The organism is Stenotrophomonas terrae (assembly GCF_001431465.1).
In the GTDB taxonomy this organism is placed as follows: Bacteria; Pseudomonadota; Gammaproteobacteria; order Xanthomonadales; family Xanthomonadaceae; genus Stenotrophomonas; species Stenotrophomonas terrae.
In genome coordinates this window covers 49,764-75,059 of sequence record NZ_LDJJ01000005.1, presented here as the reverse complement: position 1 = coordinate 75,059, position 25,296 = coordinate 49,764, and the positions used below count along the sequence as shown (strand labels likewise).

Here is a 25,296-nt window from a genome sequence, read left to right as displayed (position 1 = left end):
CGCTTACCCGGGCTACATGACTTGGTTCGTCTTCAGCGGTGGCCGCGTTCTTCGCGCGCGCGTGCGCGGGTACGGCGATCGAATAGCAGCGAGCTGACGATCAGGCCCAGGCCAATGAACACACCGAGCAGAAACAACACCATCGCAAAGGCCGGGTAGCCGAACAGGTTCCAGCGCGTCGGCACCCGCATCAGCAAGGTGGAAGAAAGCAGCAGGGCCGCGGTGATCAGGCCGGCGGCGATGCGGTTGGCAACCTTCTGGATGTTCTCCATCAGCCGCGATTCGTCCAGCCCGGTGACCTTCATCTGCAGCCGGTTCTCGGCCAGCAGGCTGAGGATGTCGGACATGCGCCGTGGCCCGTTGCGCAGCAGCTGCTGCAGTTCCATCGCCTCGCTGGCCAGGTTGGCTGCCGACAGGGATTTGCGGAAATGCGCGCGCATCACATGCTGCAGTTGTTTTTCGACCACGCGCCGGGTTTTCATTTCCGGGGCGAGGAAGCGGCATACGCCTTCCAGATTGAGCAGGGCCTTGCCCAGCAGGCTCAGCTCCGGTGGCGTGCGCAGGTTGCTGGCAGTGGCAATCCGCACGATCTCCAGCACCACATGGCCTTCGGACAAGGTGCCGTTGGCGGCGTAGCGGGCAATCATCTGCCCGGTCTCGCGCAGGTAGCGCTCCTCGTCGTAGTCCTCAAGCCGGGTGCTGATGCCGATGATCTCGTCGGCCACTTCCTCGCCACGGCCATCCACCGCGGCGAACAATACCTTGAGCAGGCGCTGGCGCAGCCGCGGTGGCACATGCGCCACCATGCCCAGGTCGAAGATCGCCAGCTGGCCCTGTGGGGTCACCCGCAGGTTGCCGGGATGCGGATCGGCGTGGATTTCGCCATGCACGAAGATCTGGTCCAGATAGCCGCGCACCAAGGCGGCGGCCAGCGGCACCATCGACTGCTCGGTGCGGCGCACCTGCGGGATGGCATCGACGCGCACGCCATGCACCAGCTCCATCGTCAGCACGCGGCGGCCGCACAGGTCCCACACCGGCTGCGGCACCCATAGCTCGGGGTAGGGCGCCAGATGCTGGCCGAAGCGTGCCAGGTTGGCAGCCTCGGCTTCGTAGTCCAACTCCATCCGCAGGGTCTTGGCGAACTCGCCCAGCCAGTCGGAGAACCGCACCTTGCGGCCGACCCGGGTCAGGTGGTCGGCGGCGCTGGCGAAGCTGCGCAGCACGCCGATATCCGATCGCAGCTGGGCGGCGATATCGGGCTTCTGCACCTTGATGGCGACCTCGCGGCCGTCGTGCAGCTCGGCCCGGTGGACCTGGGCGATGGAGGCGCAGCCCAGCGGTTCCGGGTCGAACCAGGCAAACAGTTTGTTGACCGGCGCGCCCAGGTCTTCCTCGATCACCGCCCGGATCTGCTCGACCGGAATCGGCGCAACCTGCTCCTGCATGCGCTCCAGCGCGGCCACGTATTCGGGGGGGATCATGTCCGGGCGGGTGGAGAGCACCTGCCCGAGCTTGACGAAGGTGGTGCCCAGCGCCTCCAGGTCGGCGACGAACTGGGTGGGGTTGCCGGTGGCCGGGGGCCGGCCCAGGCGCGGGATTTCGCCATCCAGCGAGATGCCGGAAAACACGCCCGAGTTGCGGTAGCGCAGCAGCAGCCGCACGATCTGTTGGCGTCGGCTGTTGCCGCCCACGGTGGTCGGGCTGTCGCTGCTGGTCGGTTCCATCAAGCGCTTGTCTCCTTGTCGGCAGAGTTCGCAGTGTCGCCGCTGGCGGGTTGCAGAAGGGTGAATGCGCGCCGGGCCGCCCCGATTGCACCGTGAATGAGTGAGAATCCCCCTTCCCCTGACCTATGACCTTACGGTGACCCATGGCTGGAGCCAGCCTGTTTGCCCTGCTCGACGATATTGCCGCCTTGCTGGATGACGTCTCCATCCTCACCAAGGTTGCGGCCAAGAAGACCGCCGGCGTGCTCGGTGACGACCTGGCGCTTAACGCGCAGCAGGTGACCGGCGTCAACGCCAACCGGGAGTTGCCGGTGGTGTGGGCGGTGGCCAAGGGCTCGCTGGTCAACAAGGCCATCCTGGTGCCGGCGGCACTGGCGATCAGCGCCTGGCTGCCATGGGCGATCACCCCGCTGATGATGATCGGCGGTGCCTTCCTCTGCTATGAGGGCGTGGAAAAACTGGCGCACAAGTTCCTCCATTCCAAGGACGAGGACGAGGCGCACAAGGCCGAACGGCTGAAGGCCATCGCCGACGAAAAAGTGGATCTGGTCGCGTTCGAGAAGGACAAGATCAAGGGTGCGGTGCGCACCGATTTCATTCTGTCGGCGGAGATCATCGTGCTGTCGCTGGGGGTGATCTCGCACGCACCGTTCAGTCAGCAGGTTGTGACCTTGATTGCGATTGCACTGGGCATGACGGTGTTCGTCTATGGCCTGGTTGCCGGCATCGTCAAGCTCGATGACATCGGTGCCTGGTTGCTGGACAAGGGACGCGTACTGGCGGCGTTTGGACGCGGCCTGCTGTATGCCACGCCGTGGCTGATGCGCGGTTTGTCGGTGGCCGGTACGGCGGCGATGTTCCTGGTCGGTGGCGGCATCCTGGTGCACGCGATTCCGGCCCTGCATCACTTCGTGATCGGCTTGGCCCCGTCCAATCTGGAATGGCTGGCCAATGCACTGGGGAGCATGGTGGTGGGCGTGATAATCGGCGCGGTGGTACTGACGGTGGTGACCCTGTTCCAGCGCATGCGTGGGGCGAAAGCGGCGCATTGAATTTGATTTTGTAGGAGCGGCGTCAGCCGCGAAGCCGGCAATCTTTCCAACACAGGTTCTGCAGGCAAACAGACTGCAGCCGGAAGCATTCTTTGCTTCGCGGCTGACGCCGCTCCCACAATCAAAGCCGCTGCAGCACTCAGCCTACGCCCTGCTGCAACTCCTGCAACTCCTGCAATTGCTGCTGCGCACGCGCCAGCGATTGCCCGGACAGGCTGTCCAGCAGGCGCTGCAGCCGGTGGTTGGCGGGCAGGCGCTGCATTACCCAACGTGCTGCCACAACGCTGCCCAGCATCACCGCCACGCCGAACCCCAAGGTGCCGAGGAACCACGCCGGCGCCATCGCGTACAGGTCCAGTCCCAGCCACTGCACGCACAGGCATTGCAGGGCCAGCAGCCATAACCAGAACCACGGCAGGCCCAGGCCGAGTTCGGTGAGCGCGGTGAAGCGGCGCAGCCGCGCCAGTCGTTGCTGCTGGATCAGAACCGGTGCCTCGGCCCTATCCACATGCACGGCGAACAGAGCGCGGGTGATCGAGACCCAGATCGCGGCAATACCGTAGACGTGCAGCGCCAGCCCGCTCAACAGCAGCTGCGGTACCTGCCGGTGTTCGACCCAGAAGCCGGCAGCCAGCGCGGTCATCACGATCCATACCAGCAACCAGGCCAGCTGCAGGCCACTGAACCAGCGCAGGCGCTGCCGCACTGCATGCTGGCGGGGTTGCTGCCAGGCCTGCAGGGCCCGCGCTTCCAGCTGATCGATACGTTGCGCCTGATCTGCCCAGGCGGCTTTGAGTTGGTCCAATTCCATGAGCTCAGTCTCGCTGGGTGGGTGCGGATGGGGCGGGGTCGAACTGGCTGCGCAGTTGTTGGCGCAGACGGTGCAGCCGGGTAGCGGCGTTGCTGGCACTGATGCCGAGCACTTCGCCGATCTGGCGGTGGCTGCAGTCATCCAGGTGCAGCAGCAACAGCGCCCGGTCCAGTGCCGGCAAGGCGTGGATCAGCTGGTTGAGCTGGGCCAGGCTGGCGTTGTCCTCGGCCTTGTCGGCGACGCTGGCCTGCGCATCTTCGAGGGTGACGTCGCTGTGGTAGTGCCGGCGCAGCTCACGGGCGCGCAGCTGCGAGATGGCGATGTTCAGGGCGATGCGGTACAGCCAGGTACTGAACTGGGCGCGCTGCGGGTCGAAGCCGGGAAACGCGCGCCAGGCCTGGGTGCTGATCTCCTGGATCAGGTCGCTGCGGTCCTCGCGCTGCGTGCAGTAGCCACGCGCGACCTTGAGCACGATGCCCTGGTGCTGTGCCAGCAGTTGGGCAAAGCGCTGTTGCAGATCGGCGATGGGGTCGGTCGCAGTGATGTCCATGCCCAGGTGATTCGCACCAGCGCAGGAAATATCACAGCCGCGCGTTGATTGCCGGGCAGTCGGCCAGTCAGTCGGCCGGCAGCACCTGGTTGCGGCCGACCCGCTTGGCCGCATACAGGGCCTGGTCGGCACGTTGCAGCAGGGCCTGCAGGGCTTCGCCGGGCTGCGCCTGGGCAACACCGGCGCTGAAACGCAGCTGCACCCGCTGTTGTTCGTGCAGGAACGGGCGCTGCGCCAACTGCTGCTGCAACTGGCGCAGGGTTTCCAGTGCGGCGGCGCGATTGAGGCCGGGCAGCACCAGTACGAACTCATCGCCGCCGAGCCGGGCCAGGCAGTCACGGCCACGCAGGCGCTGCTGGGTTACCGCCACCAGATGGCGCAGGGCCTGGTCGCCGCCGGCATGGCCGTGCTCGGCATTGGTCTGGCCGAAGTGGTCCAGATCCAGCATGGCCACGCTCAATGGCGTGTTGGGGTCGGCCAGCAATTCGCCCAACTGCTGCTCCAGCCCGCGCCGGTTCAAGGCGCCGGTCAGTGGGTCGGTGCGCAGCTGGCTGCCGGCTTCCTCCAGCTCGCGTTCGAGCTGCTGCACACGCTGCTCGGCGGCCTTGGCCTCGGCACGGGCATTGGCCAGGTGGTCGCGCGCACGTGCGGCCTGCGCCTGTACCCGCGCGGTGTCCTGCAGCACGTCCTGCAGCAGCTGGGTGAGGTCGGAGATGCTGCGGGTCTGGCGTACCGCGATGGCATAGCTGGCAATGCGGTCGTGGAATTCGCCGGTTTCGGTGACCATGCCGTCCACCTGCTGCACGAAGTCCACCATCAGGTCCTTCATCGCCTGCTTGGATTGGTCGATGCCTTCGCGCAGCAGCCCTTGCCGGTAGATCACCTCGCGCAGATCGTTGCGCGTCTGTTCCAGCGAGCTGGCGTCCAGCGGCCCGGCCAGCAGTTGCCGGATCGAACGGATCTGGCCCTGCAGCCAGCTGTCGCCATCGAGCAGTTCGGCGATGTTTTCCAGCAGCATGTCGAACAGGTTGAGCAGCAGGTCGCGCTGTTCCTGCAGGCTGCTGCTGCGCACGCCAACCTGGTGGCAGAGCTCGCGCAAATGCACGGCGACTGGCTGCAGCGGCTGGCCGCTGCGCCAGTTGCGCAGTTCCTCGCCCATGCGCTGGGCCTGCTGCTCCAGCTCCGGTGACTGCTGCATCAGGCTGGCCAGCACCGCGCCGAGGGTGTCGCGCAACATGTCGCGCAGCTGCTCGGCCTGGCTGTTGTGGGTGTTGCTGGATTCCAGCTCGACGGTGCGGATGTACTTGTCGATCAGCTGCCGCAGCAGCCGCGCGTAGCGCTCCCAGTCCTTTTCGGCGTGGGCACTGTGCAGGCGCTGGCCCATGTCGCCCAGCTCGCCGGGCAGGGTGCACATGCCCTGGGCGAATGCCGCCAGCACCGGTTCCGGGGCGTTGGCACCGATAAACAGCCGTTGCAGCATTGCCGTGCCCGCGCCGCCACTGGCGACAAGTTCGACCGCCGCTGCCGGCGGCGGCGTCGGCCGGCGCGCCAGGATGCGTCCCAGTCCGCTGCTGCGGGAGGGGGAGGAGTCGTCGGGGCTATCGGCCATTGCGAAGAGGTCCGGGCGGGTTGCGGCGGCGCCTGTGCGCAACCGGAGGTGGTGTCCAAGCCCCATTATCGGCAAGGTAGCAGCGGGCTTGAATTGCAGCAGATCACAGGAGCACATCATGCGGGTATTGCTGGCTGGCGCGACCGGCCTGGTCGGGACGCAGGCATTGCAGCGGTTGCTGGCGGACCCGCGGTGCAGCGCGGTGATCGCGCCAAGCCGGCGCGCGCTGGCGCAAACGCACGCCCGGCTGCTGAACCCGGTGCTGGATTTCGACGATCTGGCCACGCTGGCAGGCGGCTGGCAGGTGGATGCGGCCATCTGTGCGCTGGGTTCGACGATGAAGCAGGCCGGCTCACGCGAGGCCTTCCAGCGCATCGACCATGGCTATCCACTGGCCATCGCACGGGCGGTGCGCGGCAATGGCTGCGAGGTGTTCGCGCTGAACTCGGCGGCCGGCGCCAACCCGCGCTCACCGTTTTTCTACAGCCGGGTCAAAGGTGCGTTGGAGCAGGATCTGCGCGCGCTGGGGTTTGCCTCGTTGACCCTGGTACGTCCGGGCTTGATTGGCGGCGAACGCACTGAACGTCGCGCCGGTGAGCACCTGGCCAGCGTGGTGCTGGGGACGCTGGCGCCGGTATTGCCGCGCGCGTGGTGGATCAACCCGGCCACGCGGGTTGCCGAGGCGCTGGTCGAGGCGGCCTTGAATCCGCAGCCCGGTGTGCGGATCGTGGGCTCGGCGGAGTTGGTGTGAGGTCGCTAGCCTTGAGTTGTGGGAGCGGCGTCAGCCGCGAAGCCGGTGCATTCACAGATCTCCAGCTTCGCGGCTGACGCCGCTCCCACAAACAGCCGGCTCAGGCCGGCAGCGACTGCCCGCCATCCACCGCCAGCACCTGGCCGGTAATCCAACGGGCCGCCGGTGAGCACAGGAACAGCGCCGTGCTGGCTACATCTTCGACATGGCCAAAGCCACCGAACGGGATCTTGTCGTGGATCTGCTTGTACAGCTCGGGCGCGCTGCTGCGGCGCTGGTCCCACAGGCCACCCGGGAATTCGATCGAGCCCGGTGCCAGTGCATTGACCCGGATACGTTCGCGCGCCAGCTCGGTGGCCAGCGACACGGTGTAATAGTTCAGTGCGGCCTTGGCGGCGGAATAGGCCGCCGCGCGCGGCGTCGGTACCGCGGCGTTGATCGAGCTGATATTGAGGATGGCCGGCTGCGCGCTGTTGCGAAGATGGGGCAGGGCGGCGCGGCTGGCGCGCACCGCGGCCATCAGGTCGATATCGAAACCGGCCTGCCAGCTGGCGTCGTCATTGCCGTTGCCATAGCCGGAGGCATTGTTGATCAGGATATCGACACCACCCAGCTCGGCTGCGGCGGTATCGATCCAGGCCTGGATCTGCAGCGGATCGGCCAGATCGCAGCTGTAGTTATGCACCGCTGCAGCGCCATCGGCGTGCAGCACTGTGGCAGCGTCCTGCAGGGCAGTCACACCACGCGCGCAGATACTGAGTTTTGCCCCTTCGCGGGCAAACGCCTGGGCGATGCCCAGGCCGATGCCGCGGCTGCCGCCGGCAACCAGGACGCGTGCATTGTGTAGGGTCAACGGGGAGTTCATTGCTGCGGTTCCGATGGGCGGAGACCGCACATTATCGCCGTGTTGCCGGTTGCAGGCGGGCAACGCGCTGTTCCGCGATCAGGGCAGGCCGGGGACGTTCAAGGACGCGAACAAGGTGTTCTGCGCCTTCTTGGCCAGCGAGCGCGGCAGCTTGGCGATGAAGGTGTCGCCGGTAAGCGCCATATCGCCCCGCAGGATGAAGCCATTGATCTGGGTATAGCTCTTTACGCTGTACTTGCGCCCTTCCTGGCTTACTTCCAGGTACATCGGCGAGGTCAGGGTGTTGTTGCCTTTGCGATAGACACGATTGCCATCGATGTCCCGGACCAGACGATAGCCATGCTCGTTTGCCCAGGCATCCACCTTGGCCAGCACGTTCTCATCGGAGGTGAAGGTGGTCAGGTCATGCGGCCGGCCGCTGTTCCTGGCCATCAATGCGAGGATGTTGACGGCGGCCAGGCCACCCAGGCCACCCACGATCATTCCGGTGATCAAACCCATGCGTACCGCTCCTTGAAGTTGAACGCGTATTGCAGCACACCGCCGTGCATGCTGTCGTGAAAACGCGCGCCTACTTCCAGGTATTGGGTGCTGGGCCACGTTCCGGGTACTTCATCTGCACGATGCAGAAGCGGTGCCCGGTCGGTGCTTCCATCACCCACCAGCGTTTGACCTTGCCGATGCGGCGCGCACCCAGTGCCTCAAGCCGGTCGGCTTCGGCATCAATATCGTCCGCTTCGATATCCAGATGCACGCGCGAAGCGTGATCCACGCGTTGCACTTCCACGTGCAGCGCGGCAGGCGCACCCAGCAACTCGGCGTATTGCGCGCCATCGTCTTCGGTATAGCCGGGTTCTGCTTTCAGGCCCAGCGCTGGCGCCCAGAACGCGGCGGCGGCATCGCTGTCGGTGCCTTGGCAATCAATGATGAAACCGGCCAGTCGGCTGCGGTGGCTCATGTGCATGCTCCGGTGACAGAGGAGCGCAGCGTACACCGCCTATCCGGGCACGCGTGTTATCGCGCTGTGCGCCAGACGCGCGGGGTTGCCCAGCCGCCAGGCGCTGATGCACAAGGCGCTGTAAACACTCCATTCGGCCAAGCGTTGCAGCAGCCCACGCCAGGGCTGCAGGGATGGCAGCGCCATCAAGACGAACAGCAGCAGCCAAAGCGCGGCCAAGGCGATCCATAGCAGACGCGTGGATGCGTTGATCGCTGGCGTGGTGGCCAGCAGCACCAGGCCGAGTGCGGTGCCCAGATAGGTGAATCCACCAAGCAGGGTATGCAGTGATTGCGACAGACTGCCGCTGCTGGGACAGCCCAGGTCACACGGCGCCAGCGCCGACCCTATCCAGGCCAGCGGTTCGAACATCAGCAACCAGTAACCCAGCCGGCTGGCACCGGTGACCGGCGCGCGTGCTGCCGAGGCCCACAACAGCAGTGCCGCCAGCACGCCCACGGGAATGAATCCGAACAGGCTGATCAAGCGTGCATGTTCGCTGCCGCTGGCCCCGAGTTCACTGATGTATTGCGACACCGGCGAATAGCCGGGTTTGAGCGCGGCGCCGCCGAACAGCATCAACATATACATGGCGACGAACAGCACGAGCAGGCGGCGTTGGGTATGCATCGGCGTGGCGCTGCCTCTGGTTTTTCAGCGTGCTCTATCGGAGAGGAACAGTTCGACCTTGCCGCAGCTAGGGCAGGCATGCAGATCAAACTCTTCGCGGTTGACGAACAGCTCGCCGATGTCGCCAAGCAGGAAGGGCATGGACTGCGAGCCCTCATGGAAGCGCTTGCGGCCGATGAACTCCATGCGCATGCCAGGGCAACGCGGGCATTCGATCAGACGCGGTGGCTGTGTCCAGGACGTGCTTTCTTCGCGCTGGTAGCCGCGCGGCGGTGGCGCGCCATCGGCATGGGTGCCGCATTTCCAGCACTGGTCGAAGCTGTCTTCGTTGACTTCCTTGCAGTTGCTGCAGGTCCAGGTGCCCATGGCGGTCTTGATGGTGGGTGTGGGTAGGGCAATCGTAGCCCCGGCTGTGTGGGTTCGGGTTACCGGTGGGTGATGTTTTTTGTGGGAGGGGTTGGGGTGAGGGGAAGCTTCTAGCAAGCAAACCCAAAGCAAACCAAACCAAGCAAAACCAAACCAAAACCAAACCAAAACCAAAACCAAAACCAAAACCAAAACCAAAAAAAGGCCCGCATCGCTGCGGGCCCGAATTCACACTGGGAAAAACGATCAGTGAACCTTGGCCAGGTCATCAATCAGCACGCGCAGGAAGCGTGCCGCTTCGCCGCCGGTGCAGGCGCGGTGATCGAAGGTGACCGACAAGGGGATGACCTTGTGGGTTTCAATGCCGCCCATCACCGGGGTGACCTGGAAGCGGGCACGGCCGGCGGCGACGATGGCTACGCAGGGCGGCACCACCACCGGGGTGGCATAGCGGCCGGCAAACATGCCGAAGTTGGACAGGCTGATGGTGTAGCCACTCAGCTCCGACGATGCGATCGAGCGGTCTTCCACCTGCTGGCGCAGACGGTTGATGCCTTCGCGTACGCCGCGTGCATCCAGCATGTCGGCATTGCGCAGGGCCGGTACGAACAGGCCGTCGTCGGTGTCCACGGCAATGCCGATGTCGACCTGGGCGTGCAGGGTGCGGGTGAGGTTGTCACCGTCGAACCAGGCATTCATCGCCGGCACCGCCTGGCAGGCGCTGACAATGGCGCGGACCAGACGCGAGGTCATGTCGTTGCCCGCTGCCCAGGCGTGGATGTCGGCGTCGTCGCTGAGCGTGGTCGGCACGACCTTGCTGTGCGCATCGGCCATCACCCGCGCCATGTTGCGGCGCACGCCCTTCAGCGGTTCCGGCTGGCCCTTGGCAACCACGCCCGGAGGGGCGGTACGCATCGGCTTGCCGGCAGCGGACAGCGGGGTGCGGGCGCTTGAGCCCCTCTCCGCCTGGGAGAGGGGTTGGGGTGAGGGTACGGCAGCTGCAGTAGCGATCGACCCCCCGGCCACTGTCCCGGCGGGAGAGGGGAGCAAAGCCGCCGGATCTGCCGCCGCCTGCTTCACATCATTCATCGTCACCGCGCCTTCGGCGCCGGTGGCGCGTACGCGGCTCAGGTCGACGCCCAGCTTGCGGGCCATCGCACGCACGGCCGGTACCGCCTTGACGCCACCGACGGCCACGGCCTGTTCGGTGTGCACGGCATTGGAGCTGACCATCGCGCCGACCACGGTGCCTTCGTCGGCACGTTCGGCGGCAGCAGCGGCTACTGGCGCCGGCGCTGCGGCAGGCGCAGGCGCGGCTTCGGCCGGTGCGCCGTGGTGATGGCCGGTGTCCTGGCCTTCGGCACGCTGCGGCAGGTTGGGGTCGATCTCGAAACTGGCCAGCACGTGGCCGGTCACCACGATGTCACCGGCTGCGCCGGCCAGCTTGAGCACCTTGCCGGAGAACGGCGATGGCACTTCGACCACGGCCTTGGCGGTCTCCATCGATACCAGTGGTTCGTCGAGCTTGATCACGTCGCCTTCCTTGACGAACCACTCAACGATGGTCGCGTCCGGCAGGCCTTCGCCCAGATCGGGCAGGTTGAAATTCTTGGTCTGGCTCATGTGCAGTTCTCTTCCAGCAATTCAAGTTCGCGCGCCGGCAGCCAGCCCTGCGCGCCATCGGCGCGTTCGGACCACCACCAGCCACCATGTTCGTGATGCAGCCGTACCTGCTCACCGCGGTCAACGTCCAGCTCGCGCGCGCTGTAATCACGCAGCGCTTCGGCACGACCATTGTCCAATACCTGCAGCCAGGCCACCGGAGCCCAGCCGGCGCTGCCCTCGCTGGTTTTCACCCAGGCGAAGGCAGGCCATTCCTCGTCGCGTACACCGAGCTCGACGATCTGCCCGGTATGGAACTGCAGGGGATTGCGGTATTGGCTGCGGTAGCTGCCAATCAAGCGTGCCAGCATGTCAGCCCACCGCTACCGCGCGCTTGGCGGCGGTCACAATCCGCTCGACGCTGGGCAGGTACTTCATTTCCAGGCGGAACAGCGGGATGTGGGTGTCATAGCCGGCAACGCGCTCGACCGGTGCCAGCAGGTCGTAGATCGATTCTTCGGCCAGGCGTGCGGCGATTTCGGCGCCGAAGCCCGCGGTCTTGGGCGCTTCCTGCACGATTACGCAGCGGCCGGTCTTGGCCACCGACTCGGCGATGGTGGCGAAGTCCAGCGGACGCAGCGTGGCCACGTCGATGACTTCGGCACTGATGCCTTCACCGGCCAGCTTGTCGGCTGCTTCCAGCGCTTCCTTGACCTGCGCGCCCCAGGTGACCAGGGTCACGTCGGTACCGTCACGCAGCACGAAGCACACGTCCAGCGGCAGTGCTTCGCCGTCATTGACGACCACTTCCTTGTACTGGCGGTAGATGCGCTTGGGCTCCATGTAGATCACCGGATCCGGCTCGCGGATCGCCGCCAGCAGTAGGCCATAGGCGCGCTGTGGGCTGGACGGCAGCACCACGCGCATGCCCGGCACATTGGTGAAGATGGCCTCGTTGGCTTCGCTGTGGTGTTCCGGCGCGCGGATACCACCGCCCCACGGCACGCGCAGCACCATCGGGCAATGGAGGCGGCCACGGGTACGGTTGCGCAGGCGTGCGGCGTGGCAGATCAGGTGATCGACCATCGGGTAGACGAAGCCGTCGAACTGCGCTTCGGCCACCGGCTTCATGCCCTGTGCGGCCAGGCCGACGGTGAGGCCGGCGATGGTGGTTTCGTCCAGCGGGGTATCGAGCACGCGCTGCGAGCCGAACTGCTGCTGCAGGCCGGCGGTGGCGCGGAACACGCCGCCGTTGACGCCCACGTCTTCGCCCAGCACCAGCACCGAGGGGTCGTGTTCCATTTCCCAGGCAAGGGCCTGGGTGACGGCTTCGATGAGGGTGATCGGGGTGGCGGTCATCGGGTTGTCTCCGCTGTTGCTCGCCGCGCTGTGCGCGACGCCGTGATCGTGGCTGGCCGGGGTGACCGTTGCACTGCGCTTGATGTCATCCATGGCGCTGCTCCAGGGCGATGGCGGCGGCACGCTGCGCCAGCAGGTCCGGCGGCGGATCGGCATATAGATAGTCGAACATGGCTTCGACCGGCTGCACCGGGCAGTTGAGGTAGGCGTTGACCTCCTCGTCGACGCGGGTGCCGCACTCGGCGATCCAGTTCTTTTCTTCTTCCTCGCTCCACACGCCCTGCGCGGTGAGGTACTTGCGCAGGCGGATCAGCGGTTCCTTCAACCAGGCCGATTTCACTTCCGCATCTTCGCGGTAGCGGCGTGCATCGTCGGCGGTGGTGTGGTCGGACAGGCGGTAGGTGAGCAGTTCCAGCACCGTGCCACCTTCGCCGGCCAGGGCGCGCTCGCGCGCCTGTTCCATCGCGGCCAGCACCGCGATCAGGTCGTTGCCATCCACCTGCAGGCAGAACAGGCCGCCGGCCAGGCCCTTCTGGGCCAGGGTTTCGGCGCCGGTCTGGGCCGAACGCGGCACCGAGATGGCCCAGCCGTTGTTCACCACGCACAGGATCAGCGGCAGCTTGTAGGCGCCGGCCGAGTTCACCGCGGCATAGAAGTCGGTCTTGGAGCTGCCGCCATCGCCGCAGACGCTGACCGCGACCTGCGGCAGGTTGCGCAGCTTGAACGACAGCGCCGAACCGGCCGCATGCAGGCACTGGGTGGAGATCGGCACGCAGATCGGGAAATCGCGGACCGCGTCACTGTCGCGGTCGTAGTCGCTGCCGCGCTCGTCGCCGCCCCAGTACATCAGCACGTCGCGCGGGCGCACGCCGCGCATGAACATGGCGCCGTACTCGCGGTAGCTGGGGGCGAACACGTCGCCGGACTTCATGGCTGCGCCGATGCCGACGTGGGCGGCTTCATGGCCCAGGCAGGAGGCGAAGGTGCCGAGCTTGCCGGTGCGCTGCAGCGCCACGGCCTTGGTGTCGAACACCCGCGTGGCCAGCATCTGCTTGAACATCGGCAGCAGCGAGCGCGGATCACGCAGCGAGGCGGGGAGATCGTCACGTACCAGGTTGCCGTCGGCATCCAGGTACTGCAGATAATTGATTTGGAACTGGGCGGAAACCGTCATTGCAGCAACACCTTAGACAGATGGTTTCAAATGATAGGAATTGCACATGGTAAGGACTCAGTCCGAAAAAGCCGTCCTGCGCCGCAGCAAGATTGACCGGGTACAGGGCGGTTTTGTTCCGCCGGGCTCAACATGGGCAAGCAAAAGCAACGTATTCAGGTTGTAAGAACAGAAGCGGCACATTGTCGCGCTGCTTGGCTTCACGCGTGTTTCGATTCCGTTTGCGCGGGAAGGGCCGACCAGTAGTGCCGAGTCATGCCCGGCAGCGGAGAGGAAGGTAGTGCCGAGCCATGCTCGGCAGAGGCCTTACCGGGAAAGCCCCAGCCGAGCATGGCTCGGCTCTACATGTCAGTGCCGATTTTTTTTTGTGGGAGCGGCATAAGCCGCGAAGCCGGCACCGGATCAGGCCGCGAAGGGCTTACCCCTCCCCAACCCTCCCCTTTGCCTGTGGCAAAAGGGAGGGGCAGATGGCGTAGCCTGCGTTACCCTTGCCGCCCCATCCGATGGCCAGGCCGATGACCGTAGAAAAGAACCAGCGTGAGCTCGAAGCCGGTATCCATACCGACCTGCAGGGCCGGCTCACCTACGGCGGCTATCTGCGCCTGGACCAGCTACTGGGCGCCCAGCAGCCGCTGTCCAACCCGCCGCATCACGACGAAATGCTGTTCATCATCCAGCACCAGACCTCGGAGCTGTGGCTCAAGCTGCTGGCCCATGAGCTGCGCGCGGCGCGCGGCCATATGCAGCGGGACGAGGTCTGGCAGTGCCGCAAGGTGCTGGCGCGGGCCAAGCAGGTACTGCGCCTGCTGACCGAGCAGTGGGCGGTGCTGGAAACCCTGACCCCGTCCGAATACATGGGCTTCCGCGACGTGCTGGGCCCGTCCTCGGGCTTCCAGTCGCTGCAGTACCGCTATATCGAGTTCCTGCTGGGCAACAAGAACGCTGACATGCTCAGCGTGTTCGCCCACGACCCGGAAGGGCAGGCGCAGCTGCGCGAGGTGCTGGAGGCGCCCAGCCTGTATGAGGAGTTCCTGGCCTACCTGGCCCGCTTCGGCCATGCCATCCCGGCGACCTACGAGGGCCACGACTGGACCCAGCCCCACGTCAGCGACCCGGCCCTGCGCCAGGTGTTCGAGAACATCTATCAGGACACCGACCGTTATTGGCGTGAGTACTCGCTGTGCGAAGACCTGGTGGACCTGGAAACCCAGTTCCAGCTATGGCGCTTCCGGCATATGCGTACGGTGATGCGGGTGATCGGTTTCAAGCGCGGTACCGGCGGTTCCAGCGGCGTGGGCTTCCTGCGGCAGGCACTGGAACTGACCTTCTTCCCCGAGTTGTTCGAGGTGCGCACCACCATCCGGGCCGACGGCTGAGGCCGCCGCCAGGGTTGAAAACCCAACCTATTCAGAAACTTGCGCAGCACCCGCGAGTGGGTGCTGATGGTCCGGCACAGGCCCGGCGCAGCCGTTGGTTGCAGCAGTATGTATTTGACGTGAAGCCGACGCTTCTGTGATCCTCGCCCGTCGCGCCGGTTCCGGCCGACTTTTTGTATTTGCCCAAACGATCAGGGGACACCGCATGAGCGCTGCCGCGCCGAATTCCGCATCAACCCCGGCGCCCGTGCCGGAGTTCAAGACCACCCTCGGCCATCCGCGTCCGCTGTGGATGCTGTTCATGACCGAGTTCTGGGAACGCTTTGCGTTCTACGGCATCCGCTGGGCACTGGTGTTGTACATCGTGGCGCAGTTCTTTGGCGGCGACGCCAAGGGCGAAGAATCGGCCAGCCACACCTACGGTGCCTACCTGGCGCTGGTGTATGCGGGCGCCATTTTCGGTGGCTATGCCGCTGACCGGATCATCGGTTACCAACGCTCGATCCTGATGGGCGCGGTGATCATGGCGGCCGGCCTGTTCATGATCGCCATTCCCAACCATCAGATCTTCAACCTGGGCCTGGCCACGATCATCGTCGGCAACGGCCTGTTCAAGCCGAACATCTCCACGATGGTGGGCAAGCTCTACAAGCTGGATGACGAACGCCGCGATTCGGGCTTCACCATCTTCTACATGGGCATCAACATGGGTGCGATGATCTCGCCGATCCTCACCCAGATCCTGGCGCAGAAGGTGTTCGGCACCGACGCCATGCCGGCCTACAAGATGGTGTTCATCGCCTCGGGCGTCGGCATGCTGATCAGCCTGGTGTGGTTCCAGTTCGAACGCCACCACCTCAAGGGCATCGGCGCACCGCTGCCGGACAAGCAGGGCAGTGGCCCGGTGATCAAGACCGCCATCGCCTGCCTGGTTGCCATCCCGGTGATGTACGGCCTGCTCAATGCCGGTGCCAACGTGCTGCAGGTGATCCTCACCATCATGTTCATCGGCCTGGGCATCATGCTGCTGGTTGAAGGCGTGCGCGAAGGCAAGGTTGCGCGCAACCGGGTGATCGCGATGCTGATCATCTTCACCTTCAACGTGCTGTTCTGGATGTTCTTCGAACAGGCCGGAAGCTCCTTCACCTTCCTGGCCGATCGCATCGTCGACCGCCAGTTCGGTGACTGGACCTTCCCGACCGCCTGGTTCCAGTCGGTCAACTCGATTGCCATCATCACCCTGGCGCCGGTCTTGGCCTGGCTGTGGGTGCGCCTGGGCAAGGCCAATCCGTCGATCCCGCGCAAGTTCGGCCTGGGCCTGATCTTCAACGGCCTGGCCTTCCTGCTGCTGATGTTCGCCCTGTCCAGCCTGCTCGAGCCGGGCACCAACAAGATCCCGTTCTGGACCCTGTTCGCGGTCTACTGGATCCAGTCCATCGGTGAGCTGTGCCTGTCGCCGATTGGTCTGTCGATGGTGACCAAGCTGGCGCCGGTACGGCTGGTCGGTTTCGCGATGGGTGGCTGGTTCCTGTCCACCGGCATCGGCAACAATCTGGCCGGTCTGTTTGCAGGCCACGTCAGCGGCGCCGGTGGCATGACCGTGCAGTCGGCCCATGCCGGTTACACGATGGGCTTCTGGATCCTGATCGGTGGTGGCGTGCTGCTGTTCCTGATCGCCCCGCTGGTGCAGAAACTGATGCACGGTGTGAAGTAAGGAGTCTGCGATGAAACAGCTGTTCGGAATGGTTCCCCTGTTGCTTACCGTGGCGCTGGCTGGCTGCAATCAACCACCGCCTGCCGCGCCGGAGAAGGTGCAGCCACTGGATACCTCCGAGCAGAAGGCGCCGGTGGCTGACACCAGCCAACCGGTGGCCTCGGGCAATACCCCCACCGCAGCGGATATCGCTGCGGTGGCCGGGCTCAACGCCCAGTTCGATCCGGCCCGTGACCCGGTCGCGGACCTGGAAACGGCCAAGGTCGAGGCCCAGCGCGGCGGCAAGCGGATCATGCTGGACGTGGGCGGCGAGTGGTGTTCTTGGTGCCATCTGCTGGACGCCTTCATGGAAGGTGATTCGGAGCTGCGCCGCTTCCGCGATGCCAACTACGTGTGGATGAAGGTGAACTACAGTCCCGAGAACGAGAACGCCGAATTCCTGGCGCGCTTCCCGGAGATCAAGGGCTATCCGCATCTGTTCGTGCTGGACGCCGAGGGCCAGCTGCTGCATTCGCAGTTCACCGGGGATCTGGAGAAGGGCAAGGGCTATGACCGCGCCAAGTTCGATGCCTTCCTCAAGCAATGGGCGCCGCCGGCGAAGTAAGCCGGGTTGCGGATAGAAAAACGGCGCCGAAAGGCGCCGTTTTTTTTTGCCCCCTCCCTTGCGCCTAGCGCAGGGGAGGGTTGGGGAGGGGGGCCTTTGATTTTGCTGTTTGCTGGCAGCAAAGCCAAAGCCAAAGCCAAAGCCAAAGCCAAAGCCAAAGCCAAAGCCAAAGCACCCCTCCCCAGCCCTCCTCTGCGCTAGGCGCAAGGGAGGGGGTAAAGCCACAACCGTAATCTTCATTTCCTCCGCGCGCGGCCGCTAACGGATCAATCCCTCTGCATCCGGCTTTCGCCTTCTCACCATGCCGCCAGCTGCCAGCCCCGATTCCAGCACCGCGACCGCCGAGCAGGCGCTCTCCGGCACCCAACTGCCTTCGGTGGAGGAATTGCTGGACGAAAGCGCAGCGCCGGAAGAACCCGCGCCGCCGCCGCGCTACCGGCTACCGCAGGCCGCGGTACCGCCCAACATCATGTTGCAGTCGGCAGTGACACGGCTGGTCGAGCAGAAGGAACAGATCGACCAGCTGGCGCGCAATGGCCTGCTCGCCGGCCTGCTGCCGCCGGAGTGGAGTGCCTCGCCGGGCAACGAGCTGCGCGCCTTCGTCGCCAGCGTGGTGCCGTTTGCCTCCGACAGCGTGCGCGGCGAAACCGTTGCCGCGCGGGTGCCGTTGAAGTTCCTGCTGGGCCATTCGCAGCGCTGGGGCAAGGCCGACGTGGCCGAGCCCAATTCGTTGTCCAGCTATCTGGCCAGCGATGAGCGGGGCAACAGCGGTACCAGCGATCACGCCGAGGTCATGCTGCTGTCGCCGCTGGGCCTGGGTTGGGCCCAGAGTGGCCGCAGCCGGGTCGGCTTCCTGCGTGCGATGGGGCTGGAATCGATGGCGGCGCGGGTCACCGCGCTGCCGTATCCGGCGCCGGAGCAGTTGGCGTTGTACCAGGTCAACCATGATGGCCTGACCCAGTTCTGGTGCGTGATGGACAAGCGGCGGCTGCGCGCGCTGCCGGTGCCCGCCTTGTCGCTGCCGTTGTTGACCGCTTATGGGGTTGCCGCGCCGCAGGCATGGCCTTCAAATTGGCCGGATCCAAGCGAAGTTGGCGCGGCCTTGGCCCTGGCACGGATGGGCAAGGCGGCTGCCGAGGTTGACCTGGTCAAGCTTGTGGACAAAATCGGGCGTGACCAGGCCAACGATGCCTGGACCGGCGCCAGCCTGATGCAGCTGCACACCTGGGTGCCGCGCTGGCGGTTCTTCCTGACCTCGTTCATCGGCCTGCCGGCCGGCCTGTTGCTGCTTGCAGCACTGGCCTTGCCGGGCCGCGTGGAAGCGGCGGCGGTGGCGGCGGCATTGGGTTTTGCAGGTGGTGCGATCGCGGCCCTTGCCGCGCCGTGGATCTATGCGCGGCGCAAGCACCTGAGTTGATCGTCGGCGACGATCAACCCTCGTTCATGCGCTGCAGACCGGCATCGGCCAGGCGCGTGATCAGGCGTTCGAGTACCTGTTCTTCTTCCTCGGTGAGCGCTGACATCAGCCGGCGTTCCATCTCGATCACCATCGGCGCGATGGTTTCGTAGACTTCAAAGCCTGCGGCCGACAAGGCCAGCACCGAGCGGCGACGGTCATCGCCGTGGGTCTCGCGTTTGATGAAGCCACGCTCCAGCAGGCGCGCCACCGCGCGGCTGACCGCCACCTTGTCCATCGCCGTGCGCTCGGACACTTCGCTGGCCGAGGAACCCGGATACAGCGCCAGGATGGTGATCACCCGCCATTCGGGAATGGCCAGGCCATAGCGCTCGCCGTACAGCCGGGCGATGTTGCCGCTGACCCGGTTGGACAGCACGCTGATGCGGTAAGGCAGGAACTGCTCAAGATCCAGCAACACGTGCGAGGCGCGGATGCTGGTGGACTTGCTGTAATCGGAAGAGCTCATGCTGCAGTGCACCTTGATGGTGGTTTCATGTGAAACTATAACCTTCGGTCCAGACCCGCTTTTTTGCGGCGGATCTTCCTGTTTTCATCGCCGGTACCCCGGCGACCGCCATGCTCCCGGAGGCCACCATGAACACCCCTACTGCATCCAACGCGCCCAACCTGGGCATGCAGGTCACCACCTTTGAAAACCCGATGGGCATCGATGGTTTTGAGTTCGTCGAGTTCGCCGCACCGGCTGGGCAGGCTGCCCAGCTGCACGCCTACTTCAAGAACATGGGGTTCACGGCCGTACTCCGCCACCGGCAGCGTGCTATTACCGTCTACCGTCAAGGCGGCGTCAACTTTCTTGTGAACGAGGAGCCCAACTCGTTCGCCGCCGACTTCGCCGCCAAGCACGGCCCGAGCGCCTGTGGCTTCGCCATCCGCTTCCAGAAGCCGGCCGCCGAGGTGCTTTCCCTGGCCCTGGCCAACGGTGCCGAGGAAGTGGACCTGCTGCCGGAAACCCGCGCGGTGCCGGCGCCGGTGATCAAGGGCATCGGCGACTGCATGCTGTACCTGGTGGACCGTTACGGCGGTGCCGGCAGCATCTATGACGCCGACTACGAGGCCATTGAAGGCGCCGACCAGAACCCGGTTGGCTTCGGCCTGACCTTCATCGACCACCTGACCCACAATCTGTACCTGGGCAACATGCAGCAGTGGTCGGATTACTACGAGCGCCTGTTCAACTTCCGCGAGATCCGCTACTTCGACATCAAGGGCGCCAAGACCGGCCTGGTGTCCAAGGCGATGACCGCCCCGGACGGCATCGTGCGCATCCCGCTCAACGAGTCCTCCGACCCGAAGAGCCAGATCAACGAATACCTCGACGCCTACAAGGGCGAGGGCATCCAGCACATCGCCTGCTTCACCGACAACATCTACGACACGGTCGAAGCGATGCGCGCGCAGGGCATTGATTTCCTGGATACGCCGGACACCTACTTCGACGTAGTTGATCTGCGCATTCCGAACAATGGCGAAGACGTCGAGCGCCTGCGCCGCAACAAGATCCTGATCGACGCCGACCCGGAAACCAAGCAGCGCAAGCTGCTGCAGATCTTCACCAAGAACTGCATCGGCCCGATCTTCTTCGAGATCATCCAGCGCAAGGGCAATGAAGGTTTTGGCGAGGGCAACTTCCAGGCCCTGTTCGAGAGCATCGAGCGCGACCAGATGGACCGTGGCGTGCTGTAAGGCGTAACGCGCTATAGGACATAGCCCCTCTCCCGTCGGGAGAGGGGTTGGGGTGAGGGCGAAGCTGCTAAAGATCATGAAAGGCGCAAGGAGGCCGCTTCATGAGCTACAGCAGCAAACCGCCGTTACCCACCGTTACTCTGGGCCGCGCCCGCAGGCTTCGTCGTAATCTGACCGACGCCGAGCGCAAGCTCTGGAACCGGTTGAGGAACGGCCAGCTGTGTGGGTTGAAGTTTCGCAGACAGCATCCGGTTCCGCCGTATATCGTGGATTTTTACTGTGAGGCCAGGCGGTTGGTGGTGGAGCTCGATGGCTCACAGCACAATGAAGACGTCGATCGCGTACGCACTCGCTTTCTCGAGCAGCAAGGTTTGACCGTATTGCGCTTCTGGGACAACGATGTGCTGCTGCAGGTGGATGCGGTGCTGGAAGCCATTTTGATGATGGCTGAAAGCCTAACCCTCACCCCAACCCCTCTCCCGGGGGGAGAGGGGCTTTAAGCGGCAATGCTTCAGCTCTTACCCTCCCCCCAACCCCTTTCCCGGGGGGAGAGGGGCTTTAAGCGGCAATGTTCCAGCTCTTACCCTCACCCCAACCCCTCTCCCGCAGGGAGAGGGGCTTCAACGTAACAACACAGGCAGGTTCGTGATGGTCAGCAACGCTTATCAATCCGGCTTCGGCAATGAATTCGCCACCGAGGCTGTGCCCGGCACCTTGCCGGTGGGTCGCAATTCGCCGCAGCAGGTGGCGCACGGGCTGTATGCCGAACAGCTGACCGGCACTGCGTTCACCGCGCCGCGTGGCAGCAACCGCCGCAGCTGGCTGTACCGCATCCGCCCGGCGGCGATGCACGGTGAGTTCACCCCGTTCGAGCAGCCGCATCTGCACAGCGATTTCAGCCACGCTGCGGCCTCGCCCAACCAGCTGCGCTGGGATCCGCTGCCGCTGCCGGCCACGCCCACCGATTTCATCGATGGCCTGTACACGATGGGCGGCAACGGCTCGGCCGAAGCCCATGCCGGTGCCGGCATCCACCTGTATGCCGCCAATGCCGACATGCGCGGGCGCTATTTCTACAACGCCGACGGCGAGCTGCTGATCGTGCCGCAGCTGGGCCGGTTGCGTCTGCGTACCGAGATGGGCCTGATCGAGATCGAGCCGCAGCAGATCGCGGTGATTCCGCGCGGCGTGCGCTTCGCGGTTGAACTACCCGACGGGCAGGCGCGCGGCTATGTGTGCGAGAACTTCGGCGCGCTGTTGAAGCTGCCCGACCTCGGCCCGATCGGCAGCAACGGCCTGGCCAATCCGCGTGACTTTGAAACGCCGGTTGCTGCCTACGAAAACCTCGATGGTCAGTTCGAGCTGGTCGCCAAGTTCCAGGGCCGGCTGTGGCGCGCGGACATCGGCCACTCGCCGCTGGACGTGGTGGGCTGGCACGGCAACTACGCGCCGTACCGCTACGACCTGCGCAACTTCAACACCATCGGCTCGATCAGCTACGACCACCCGGATCCGTCGATCTTCCTGGTGCTGCATTCGGCCAGCGACACGCCGGGCACCAGCAACCTGGATTTCGTGATCTTCCCGCCGCGTTGGCTGGTGGCGCAGAACACCTTCCGGCCGCCGTGGTTCCACCGCAACATCGCCAGCGAGTTCATGGGCCTGATCCACGGCGCCTACGACGCCAAGGCCGAGGGCTTCGTGCCGGGTGGCGCGTCGATACACAACTGCATGACCGGCCATGGCCCGGATGCGGCTACCTTCGACAAGGCCTCGCAGGCCGACCTGTCCAAGCCCGACGTGATCAAGGACACCATGGCCTTCATGTTCGAAACCCGTGGCGTGATCCGCCCGACCGAACAGGCGATGCAGGCCGCGCACCGCCAGCGTGGCTACCAGGCCTGCTGGAGCGGGCTGCGTAACAACTTCACTCCGCCCAAGGGCTGAGTCAGGCCGGCAGCGGTGCTGCTTCCAGCACCGCTGTCAGATGCGCCTCGGGCAGCACTTCCTGCAGTCGCCCGCGCACGCGCTCGGTGTAGCCCGCCGAGGTCATCGCCGGCAGGTGGCTGAGCGCCAGCTTCAGTGCATTGACCGTATCGCCTTCCTCGCGCGCCGCCTGCAACAGCTTGTGCAGCTGGGCGGCAGTGGGGTTGCGCTGCAATGCCAGGATATCCAGCACATAGATGCGCGCGGCGACCATCGAGCGCCGCCGTTCCACACTGGCCGGTGGCGTTGCCGGAGTGGAAGCGGGTGCAGCGGTCACCGCAGCCGGCGCGGGGGGCACGGCCAGCGGGGCAGGGGCTGCATCGGCCTGCAGGTAGCCCTCGCGGCGCAGCTGCGCGATCAGCTCGGGGACATCATTGCCGAGCATGCCGCTCAGTTCGGCCAGGCTGCGTTTGCCATCGCACAGGATCAGCGCCCGCCGTTGCCGCAGGTCCAGCGCGGCACGGTGCGTCTGCAGCACGGTGTGGCCAAGTTCGGTCTTGTGCGGATGCATGGGCGGTGGGCACGGGCGACGTAGGCGCCCAGCCTGTCGCCATCAGGTGAAACCACGATGACAACGGTCTTCGCGCGCGGTGGCCATGCTTGCCGCTAGACTCGGCCCCGGACCTGCCTGGAGCCACAGCATGAAGCGCACAAGCCTGCCGATCTCACTGTTCGCCGCTGTGTTGCTGGTGGCCTGCCAGCGCACGCCGCCCGCCGAGCCGCCAGCTGCCGAACCTGCGGCCACGCCCGCAGCAGCGCCGGCACCATCACCGGCCAGCACCGCGCCGGTGGCAGGCAGCGATGCCGATTGGCAGGGTTATGGCGCCGCCCAGCTCGGCATCGATGCCGAACAGCTACGTGCGGTCTGGGGCAGCGAGTTGCAGGGTGAGGCGGGTGCCGACGGCGCCTGTTACTACCTGTCGCCGGCTGCGCACAGCGAGGGCGGTCCGTTCTTCATGCTGGAAGGCGGTCGCTTCGTCCGTTATGACGTGCGCGGTGGTGATACCGCGGCGCCGGGTGGCGGCAGGATCGGCATGGATCTGGCGCAACTGCAGGCGCTTTACCCGCAGGCCGAGCCGGTGCAGCCGCACAAGTACGTCGCCGACGGCAAGGTCCTGCGAGTACCGGCCACCGACGGCAGCCAGGGTGCACTGGTGTTCGAGTTGGGCGCCGACGGCAAGGCCACGGTATGGCGGGTAGGCCTGCCGCCGCAGGTGGATTACGTGGAAGGCTGCGGCTGATACCCTGCTGCGGCAACGGGCGGTAGCGCGGGCATCGCCCCACCACTGCCGTCATCAACGCCGGGAGTCAGCTGCAATGTTCGAAGCTTTCATATGGTTTGTGCTGGGGCTGGTGCTGCTGGCCTTGGGCGGCGACTCCATCGTCAAGGCCGCCTCCGGCCTGGCCCAGCGTTTCGGCGCCTCGCCGTTCGTTGCCGGCTTGTTGCTGGTGGCCTTCGGCACCTCGCTGCCGGAGCTGGTGGTCAATATCCGCGCCTTCGCGGTGGGCGCGCAGGAACTGGCGCTGGGCAATGCGGTTGGCAGCAACATCGTCAATGTTGGCCTGACCCTGGGCCTGGCGGCACTGGCCTACCCGCTGGTCGTGCGCACCCGCCTGCTCTCGCCCCTGCTGGTGCTGCTGGCGGTGGCAACGCTGGCGCTGATCGTGTTTGGCCTGGACGGTGCGATCAACCGCATCGAAGGCAGCGTGCTGCTGCTGGGTTTTGTCGGCGTGCTGGCCTTCCTGCTCAAGCGCGCACGGCACGAGCCAGTGGCGTTGCAGGAAAGCATCATCAATTACGCCACCACCCGCACCGGCCTGGGCTTGAACCTGATCCGCCTGGCCATCGCCGCGGTGGTGTTGTACTACGGCGCCCGCTTCGTGGTGCAGGCTGCACCGGTGATCGGTGCTGGCTGGGGCATGTCGCCGCTGCTGGCCGGCCTGCTGCCGGTGGCCATTGGCACGGCCCTGCCGGAAGTGGCCGCCGCCATTGCCGCCGCACGACGCGGTCAGGGCGACATGGTGGTGGGCCACGTGATCGGTTCCAGCCTGTTCAATGTGCTGGTGGTGATTGGTGGCATGGCGGCACTGCGGCCGATGCCGTTGCCGGCCTCGTTCGTGCGCCTGGAGTTGCCAGCGGCGATCGTATTCGTGCTGATGCTGTACCCGATGCTGCGAGGCGACCTGAAGGTCAGCCGTGGCGAGGGCGCGGTGTTGTTCGTCGCCTTCCTTGCGTGGGTGGGGCTGGAGCTGGCGCTGTTCGCCGTGTAGGAGCGGCGTCAGCCGCGAAGCCACTGCAACAGCGGCGGCAGCGTGTCATGCAATTGCATCCCGGTCGGCGCTTTGGTTTGCGCTGACTTCGCGGCTTACGCCGCTCCTACGGGCTTTTCTGCTCGTCTTTCGGCGGCTCGGGGCGGCTTTCCATCATCAGCGACAGTGCCGCCTTGGCCATCAGGTGGGCGCTGATCGGGGCGGTGATGAACAGGAATACGGTGATCAGCAGCTCGCGCGGCTGCGGGTCCTGGCCGAGGAAGATGTGATACGCCACCGAACACACCAGCACGCAGCCCACGCCCAGCGTGCTGGCCTTGGTGGGGGCGTGCAGGCGCTTGAAGAAATCGGAGAAACGCACCAGCCCGAGAGCGCCGACCAGGATGAAGAAGCAGCCAAAGACCAGCAGCGCCGACAATGCAATCTGCAGAAACGTGATCATTCGACGATATCCCTGCGCAGCACGAACTTGCTCAGCACCACCGTGCTGCAGAAACCCAGCATGGCGATGATCAGGGCCGCCTCGAAATAGATGGCCGAGTCCAGGTACATGCCGAACAACATCAGCTCGGCGATGGCGGTGACCGACAAGGTGTCCAGCGCCAGGATGCGGTCCGGCACGGTCGGGCCGCGCAGCAGCCGCCACAGCGACAGCAGCATGGCGATGCCGACCAGGTGCATGCAGACCA

The 25,296-nt window shown here is 65.3% G+C and carries 28 protein-coding genes; 11 read left to right on the top strand and 17 right to left on the bottom strand.

Annotated features, from left to right (window positions below):
- Positions 1 to 32: 32 nt before the first annotated feature.
- Positions 33 to 1,727, bottom strand: coding sequence for an ABC1 kinase family protein (locus ABB27_RS01585; RefSeq protein ID WP_057626474.1), 1,695 nt, complete (start codon positions 1,725 to 1,727; stop codon positions 33 to 35).
- A 143-nt stretch (positions 1,728 to 1,870) separates the two neighbouring features.
- Between ABB27_RS01585 and ABB27_RS01580 the strand changes: the two genes are divergently transcribed.
- Positions 1,871 to 2,779 carry a DUF808 domain-containing protein gene (locus ABB27_RS01580; protein WP_057626473.1) on the top strand — a complete coding sequence of 303 codons (909 nt, stop codon included), beginning with the start codon at positions 1,871 to 1,873 and terminating at the stop codon, positions 2,777 to 2,779.
- Between the two features lie 139 nt (positions 2,780 to 2,918).
- Here the strand turns inward: ABB27_RS01580 and ABB27_RS01575 are convergent, their stop codons facing one another.
- From ABB27_RS01575 to ABB27_RS01565, 3 genes are all read right to left on the bottom strand, one after another.
- Positions 2,919 to 3,590, bottom strand: coding sequence for a hypothetical protein (locus ABB27_RS01575; protein ID WP_057626472.1), 672 nt, complete (start codon positions 3,588 to 3,590; stop codon positions 2,919 to 2,921).
- A 4-nt stretch (positions 3,591 to 3,594) separates the two neighbouring features.
- The gene (locus ABB27_RS01570; protein WP_057626471.1) at positions 3,595 to 4,140 is read right to left on the bottom strand and encodes an RNA polymerase sigma factor; all 546 of its coding nucleotides are present in this window, start codon (positions 4,138 to 4,140) and stop codon (positions 3,595 to 3,597) included.
- A gap of 67 nt (positions 4,141 to 4,207) precedes the next feature.
- Positions 4,208 to 5,749 carry a GGDEF domain-containing protein gene (locus tag ABB27_RS01565; protein ID WP_057626470.1) on the bottom strand — a complete coding sequence of 514 codons (1,542 nt, stop codon included), beginning with the start codon at positions 5,747 to 5,749 and terminating at the stop codon, positions 4,208 to 4,210.
- Positions 5,750 to 5,867: 118 nt separating this feature from the next.
- On the opposite strand from ABB27_RS01565, the gene ABB27_RS01560 reads away from it, so the two are divergent.
- Positions 5,868 to 6,500: an NAD-dependent epimerase/dehydratase family protein gene (locus ABB27_RS01560; protein ID WP_057626469.1), complete on the top strand. Its 633-nt coding sequence runs from the start codon at positions 5,868 to 5,870 to the stop codon at positions 6,498 to 6,500.
- Between the two features lie 100 nt (positions 6,501 to 6,600).
- Here the strand turns inward: ABB27_RS01560 and ABB27_RS01555 are convergent, their stop codons facing one another.
- The 9 genes from ABB27_RS01555 to pdhA form a co-directional block, all read right to left on the bottom strand.
- Positions 6,601 to 7,365 carry an SDR family NAD(P)-dependent oxidoreductase gene (locus tag ABB27_RS01555; RefSeq protein WP_057626468.1) on the bottom strand — a complete coding sequence of 255 codons (765 nt, stop codon included), beginning with the start codon at positions 7,363 to 7,365 and terminating at the stop codon, positions 6,601 to 6,603.
- A gap of 78 nt (positions 7,366 to 7,443) precedes the next feature.
- Entirely contained in the window at positions 7,444 to 7,866 is a 423-nt protein-coding gene (locus ABB27_RS01550; protein WP_057626467.1) for a hypothetical protein, read from the bottom strand.
- Positions 7,867 to 7,936: 70 nt separating this feature from the next.
- Positions 7,937 to 8,323: a VOC family protein gene (locus tag ABB27_RS01545; protein ID WP_057626466.1), complete on the bottom strand. Its 387-nt coding sequence runs from the start codon at positions 8,321 to 8,323 to the stop codon at positions 7,937 to 7,939.
- A 39-nt stretch (positions 8,324 to 8,362) separates the two neighbouring features.
- Positions 8,363 to 8,992: a DUF998 domain-containing protein gene (locus ABB27_RS01540; RefSeq protein ID WP_057626465.1), complete on the bottom strand. Its 630-nt coding sequence runs from the start codon at positions 8,990 to 8,992 to the stop codon at positions 8,363 to 8,365.
- 24 nt (positions 8,993 to 9,016) lie between these two features.
- Positions 9,017 to 9,358 (bottom strand): hypothetical protein, encoded by a 342-nt coding sequence (locus ABB27_RS01535; protein ID WP_057626464.1) that lies wholly within the window; start codon positions 9,356 to 9,358, stop codon positions 9,017 to 9,019.
- Between the two features lie 246 nt (positions 9,359 to 9,604).
- Entirely contained in the window at positions 9,605 to 10,981 is a 1,377-nt protein-coding gene (locus tag ABB27_RS01530; RefSeq protein ID WP_057626463.1) for a dihydrolipoamide acetyltransferase family protein, read from the bottom strand.
- Positions 10,978 to 11,331, bottom strand: a complete 354-nt coding sequence (locus ABB27_RS01525) for an SH3 domain-containing protein (RefSeq protein WP_057626462.1) — start codon at positions 11,329 to 11,331, stop codon at positions 10,978 to 10,980. The genes ABB27_RS01530 and ABB27_RS01525 overlap by 4 nt, the downstream gene beginning before the upstream one ends.
- Position 11,332: 1 nt before the next feature.
- Positions 11,333 to 12,412, bottom strand: a complete 1,080-nt coding sequence (locus ABB27_RS01520; RefSeq protein ID WP_057626516.1) for an alpha-ketoacid dehydrogenase subunit beta — start codon at positions 12,410 to 12,412, stop codon at positions 11,333 to 11,335.
- Positions 12,405 to 13,493 (bottom strand): pyruvate dehydrogenase (acetyl-transferring) E1 component subunit alpha, encoded by a 1,089-nt coding sequence (gene pdhA / locus ABB27_RS01515; protein ID WP_057626461.1) that lies wholly within the window; start codon positions 13,491 to 13,493, stop codon positions 12,405 to 12,407. Before pdhA ends, ABB27_RS01520 begins: the two co-directional genes overlap by 8 nt.
- Positions 13,494 to 14,008: 515 nt before the next feature.
- On the opposite strand from pdhA, the gene ABB27_RS01510 reads away from it, so the two are divergent.
- The 4 genes from ABB27_RS01510 to ABB27_RS01495 all read left to right on the top strand — a co-directional run bounded on the left by ABB27_RS01510 (position 14,009) and on the right by ABB27_RS01495 (position 18,604).
- The gene (locus ABB27_RS01510) at positions 14,009 to 14,869 is read left to right on the top strand and encodes a tryptophan 2,3-dioxygenase (protein ID WP_057626460.1); all 861 of its coding nucleotides are present in this window, start codon (positions 14,009 to 14,011) and stop codon (positions 14,867 to 14,869) included.
- A gap of 205 nt (positions 14,870 to 15,074) precedes the next feature.
- Positions 15,075 to 16,583 carry a peptide MFS transporter gene (locus ABB27_RS01505; protein WP_057626459.1) on the top strand — a complete coding sequence of 503 codons (1,509 nt, stop codon included), beginning with the start codon at positions 15,075 to 15,077 and terminating at the stop codon, positions 16,581 to 16,583.
- A 10-nt stretch (positions 16,584 to 16,593) separates the two neighbouring features.
- Positions 16,594 to 17,187 carry a thioredoxin family protein gene (locus tag ABB27_RS01500; RefSeq protein WP_057626458.1) on the top strand — a complete coding sequence of 198 codons (594 nt, stop codon included), beginning with the start codon at positions 16,594 to 16,596 and terminating at the stop codon, positions 17,185 to 17,187.
- A gap of 301 nt (positions 17,188 to 17,488) precedes the next feature.
- Entirely contained in the window at positions 17,489 to 18,604 is a 1,116-nt protein-coding gene (locus ABB27_RS01495; RefSeq protein ID WP_057626457.1) for a hypothetical protein, read from the top strand.
- A 13-nt stretch (positions 18,605 to 18,617) separates the two neighbouring features.
- Here ABB27_RS01495 and ABB27_RS01490 read toward each other — a convergent pair whose 3' ends face one another.
- Entirely contained in the window at positions 18,618 to 19,112 is a 495-nt protein-coding gene (locus tag ABB27_RS01490) for a MarR family winged helix-turn-helix transcriptional regulator (RefSeq protein WP_057626456.1), read from the bottom strand.
- Positions 19,113 to 19,240: 128 nt separating this feature from the next.
- On the opposite strand from ABB27_RS01490, the gene hppD reads away from it, so the two are divergent.
- From hppD to hmgA, 3 genes are all read left to right on the top strand, one after another.
- Positions 19,241 to 20,350: a 4-hydroxyphenylpyruvate dioxygenase gene (hppD, locus tag ABB27_RS01485; RefSeq protein ID WP_057626515.1), complete on the top strand. Its 1,110-nt coding sequence runs from the start codon at positions 19,241 to 19,243 to the stop codon at positions 20,348 to 20,350.
- A 101-nt stretch (positions 20,351 to 20,451) separates the two neighbouring features.
- Positions 20,452 to 20,850 (top strand): endonuclease domain-containing protein, encoded by a 399-nt coding sequence (locus ABB27_RS01480; protein WP_057626455.1) that lies wholly within the window; start codon positions 20,452 to 20,454, stop codon positions 20,848 to 20,850.
- 148 nt (positions 20,851 to 20,998) lie between these two features.
- Entirely contained in the window at positions 20,999 to 22,297 is a 1,299-nt protein-coding gene (gene hmgA, locus ABB27_RS01475) for a homogentisate 1,2-dioxygenase (RefSeq protein WP_057626454.1), read from the top strand.
- 1 nt (position 22,298) lies between these two features.
- Here the strand turns inward: hmgA and ABB27_RS01470 are convergent, their stop codons facing one another.
- Positions 22,299 to 22,847: a hypothetical protein gene (locus ABB27_RS01470; RefSeq protein ID WP_057626453.1), complete on the bottom strand. Its 549-nt coding sequence runs from the start codon at positions 22,845 to 22,847 to the stop codon at positions 22,299 to 22,301.
- Positions 22,848 to 22,977: 130 nt separating this feature from the next.
- On the opposite strand from ABB27_RS01470, the gene ABB27_RS01465 reads away from it, so the two are divergent.
- Together ABB27_RS01465 and ABB27_RS01460 are read left to right on the top strand one after the other, a co-directional pair.
- A complete protein-coding gene (locus ABB27_RS01465) occupies positions 22,978 to 23,577 on the top strand; it encodes a lectin (protein ID WP_152984378.1) in 600 nt (199 codons plus the stop codon).
- Between the two features lie 76 nt (positions 23,578 to 23,653).
- The gene (locus ABB27_RS01460) at positions 23,654 to 24,607 is read left to right on the top strand and encodes a calcium/sodium antiporter (protein WP_057626452.1); all 954 of its coding nucleotides are present in this window, start codon (positions 23,654 to 23,656) and stop codon (positions 24,605 to 24,607) included.
- A gap of 106 nt (positions 24,608 to 24,713) precedes the next feature.
- On the opposite strand, the gene ABB27_RS01455 is transcribed toward ABB27_RS01460, so the two are convergent.
- Positions 24,714 to 25,049 (bottom strand): Na+/H+ antiporter subunit G, encoded by a 336-nt coding sequence (locus tag ABB27_RS01455; protein WP_057626451.1) that lies wholly within the window; start codon positions 25,047 to 25,049, stop codon positions 24,714 to 24,716.
- Positions 25,046 to 25,288, bottom strand: coding sequence for a K+/H+ antiporter subunit F (locus tag ABB27_RS01450; RefSeq protein WP_244479102.1), 243 nt, complete (start codon positions 25,286 to 25,288; stop codon positions 25,046 to 25,048). The genes ABB27_RS01455 and ABB27_RS01450 overlap by 4 nt, the downstream gene beginning before the upstream one ends.
- Positions 25,289 to 25,296: the final 8 nt, after the last annotated feature.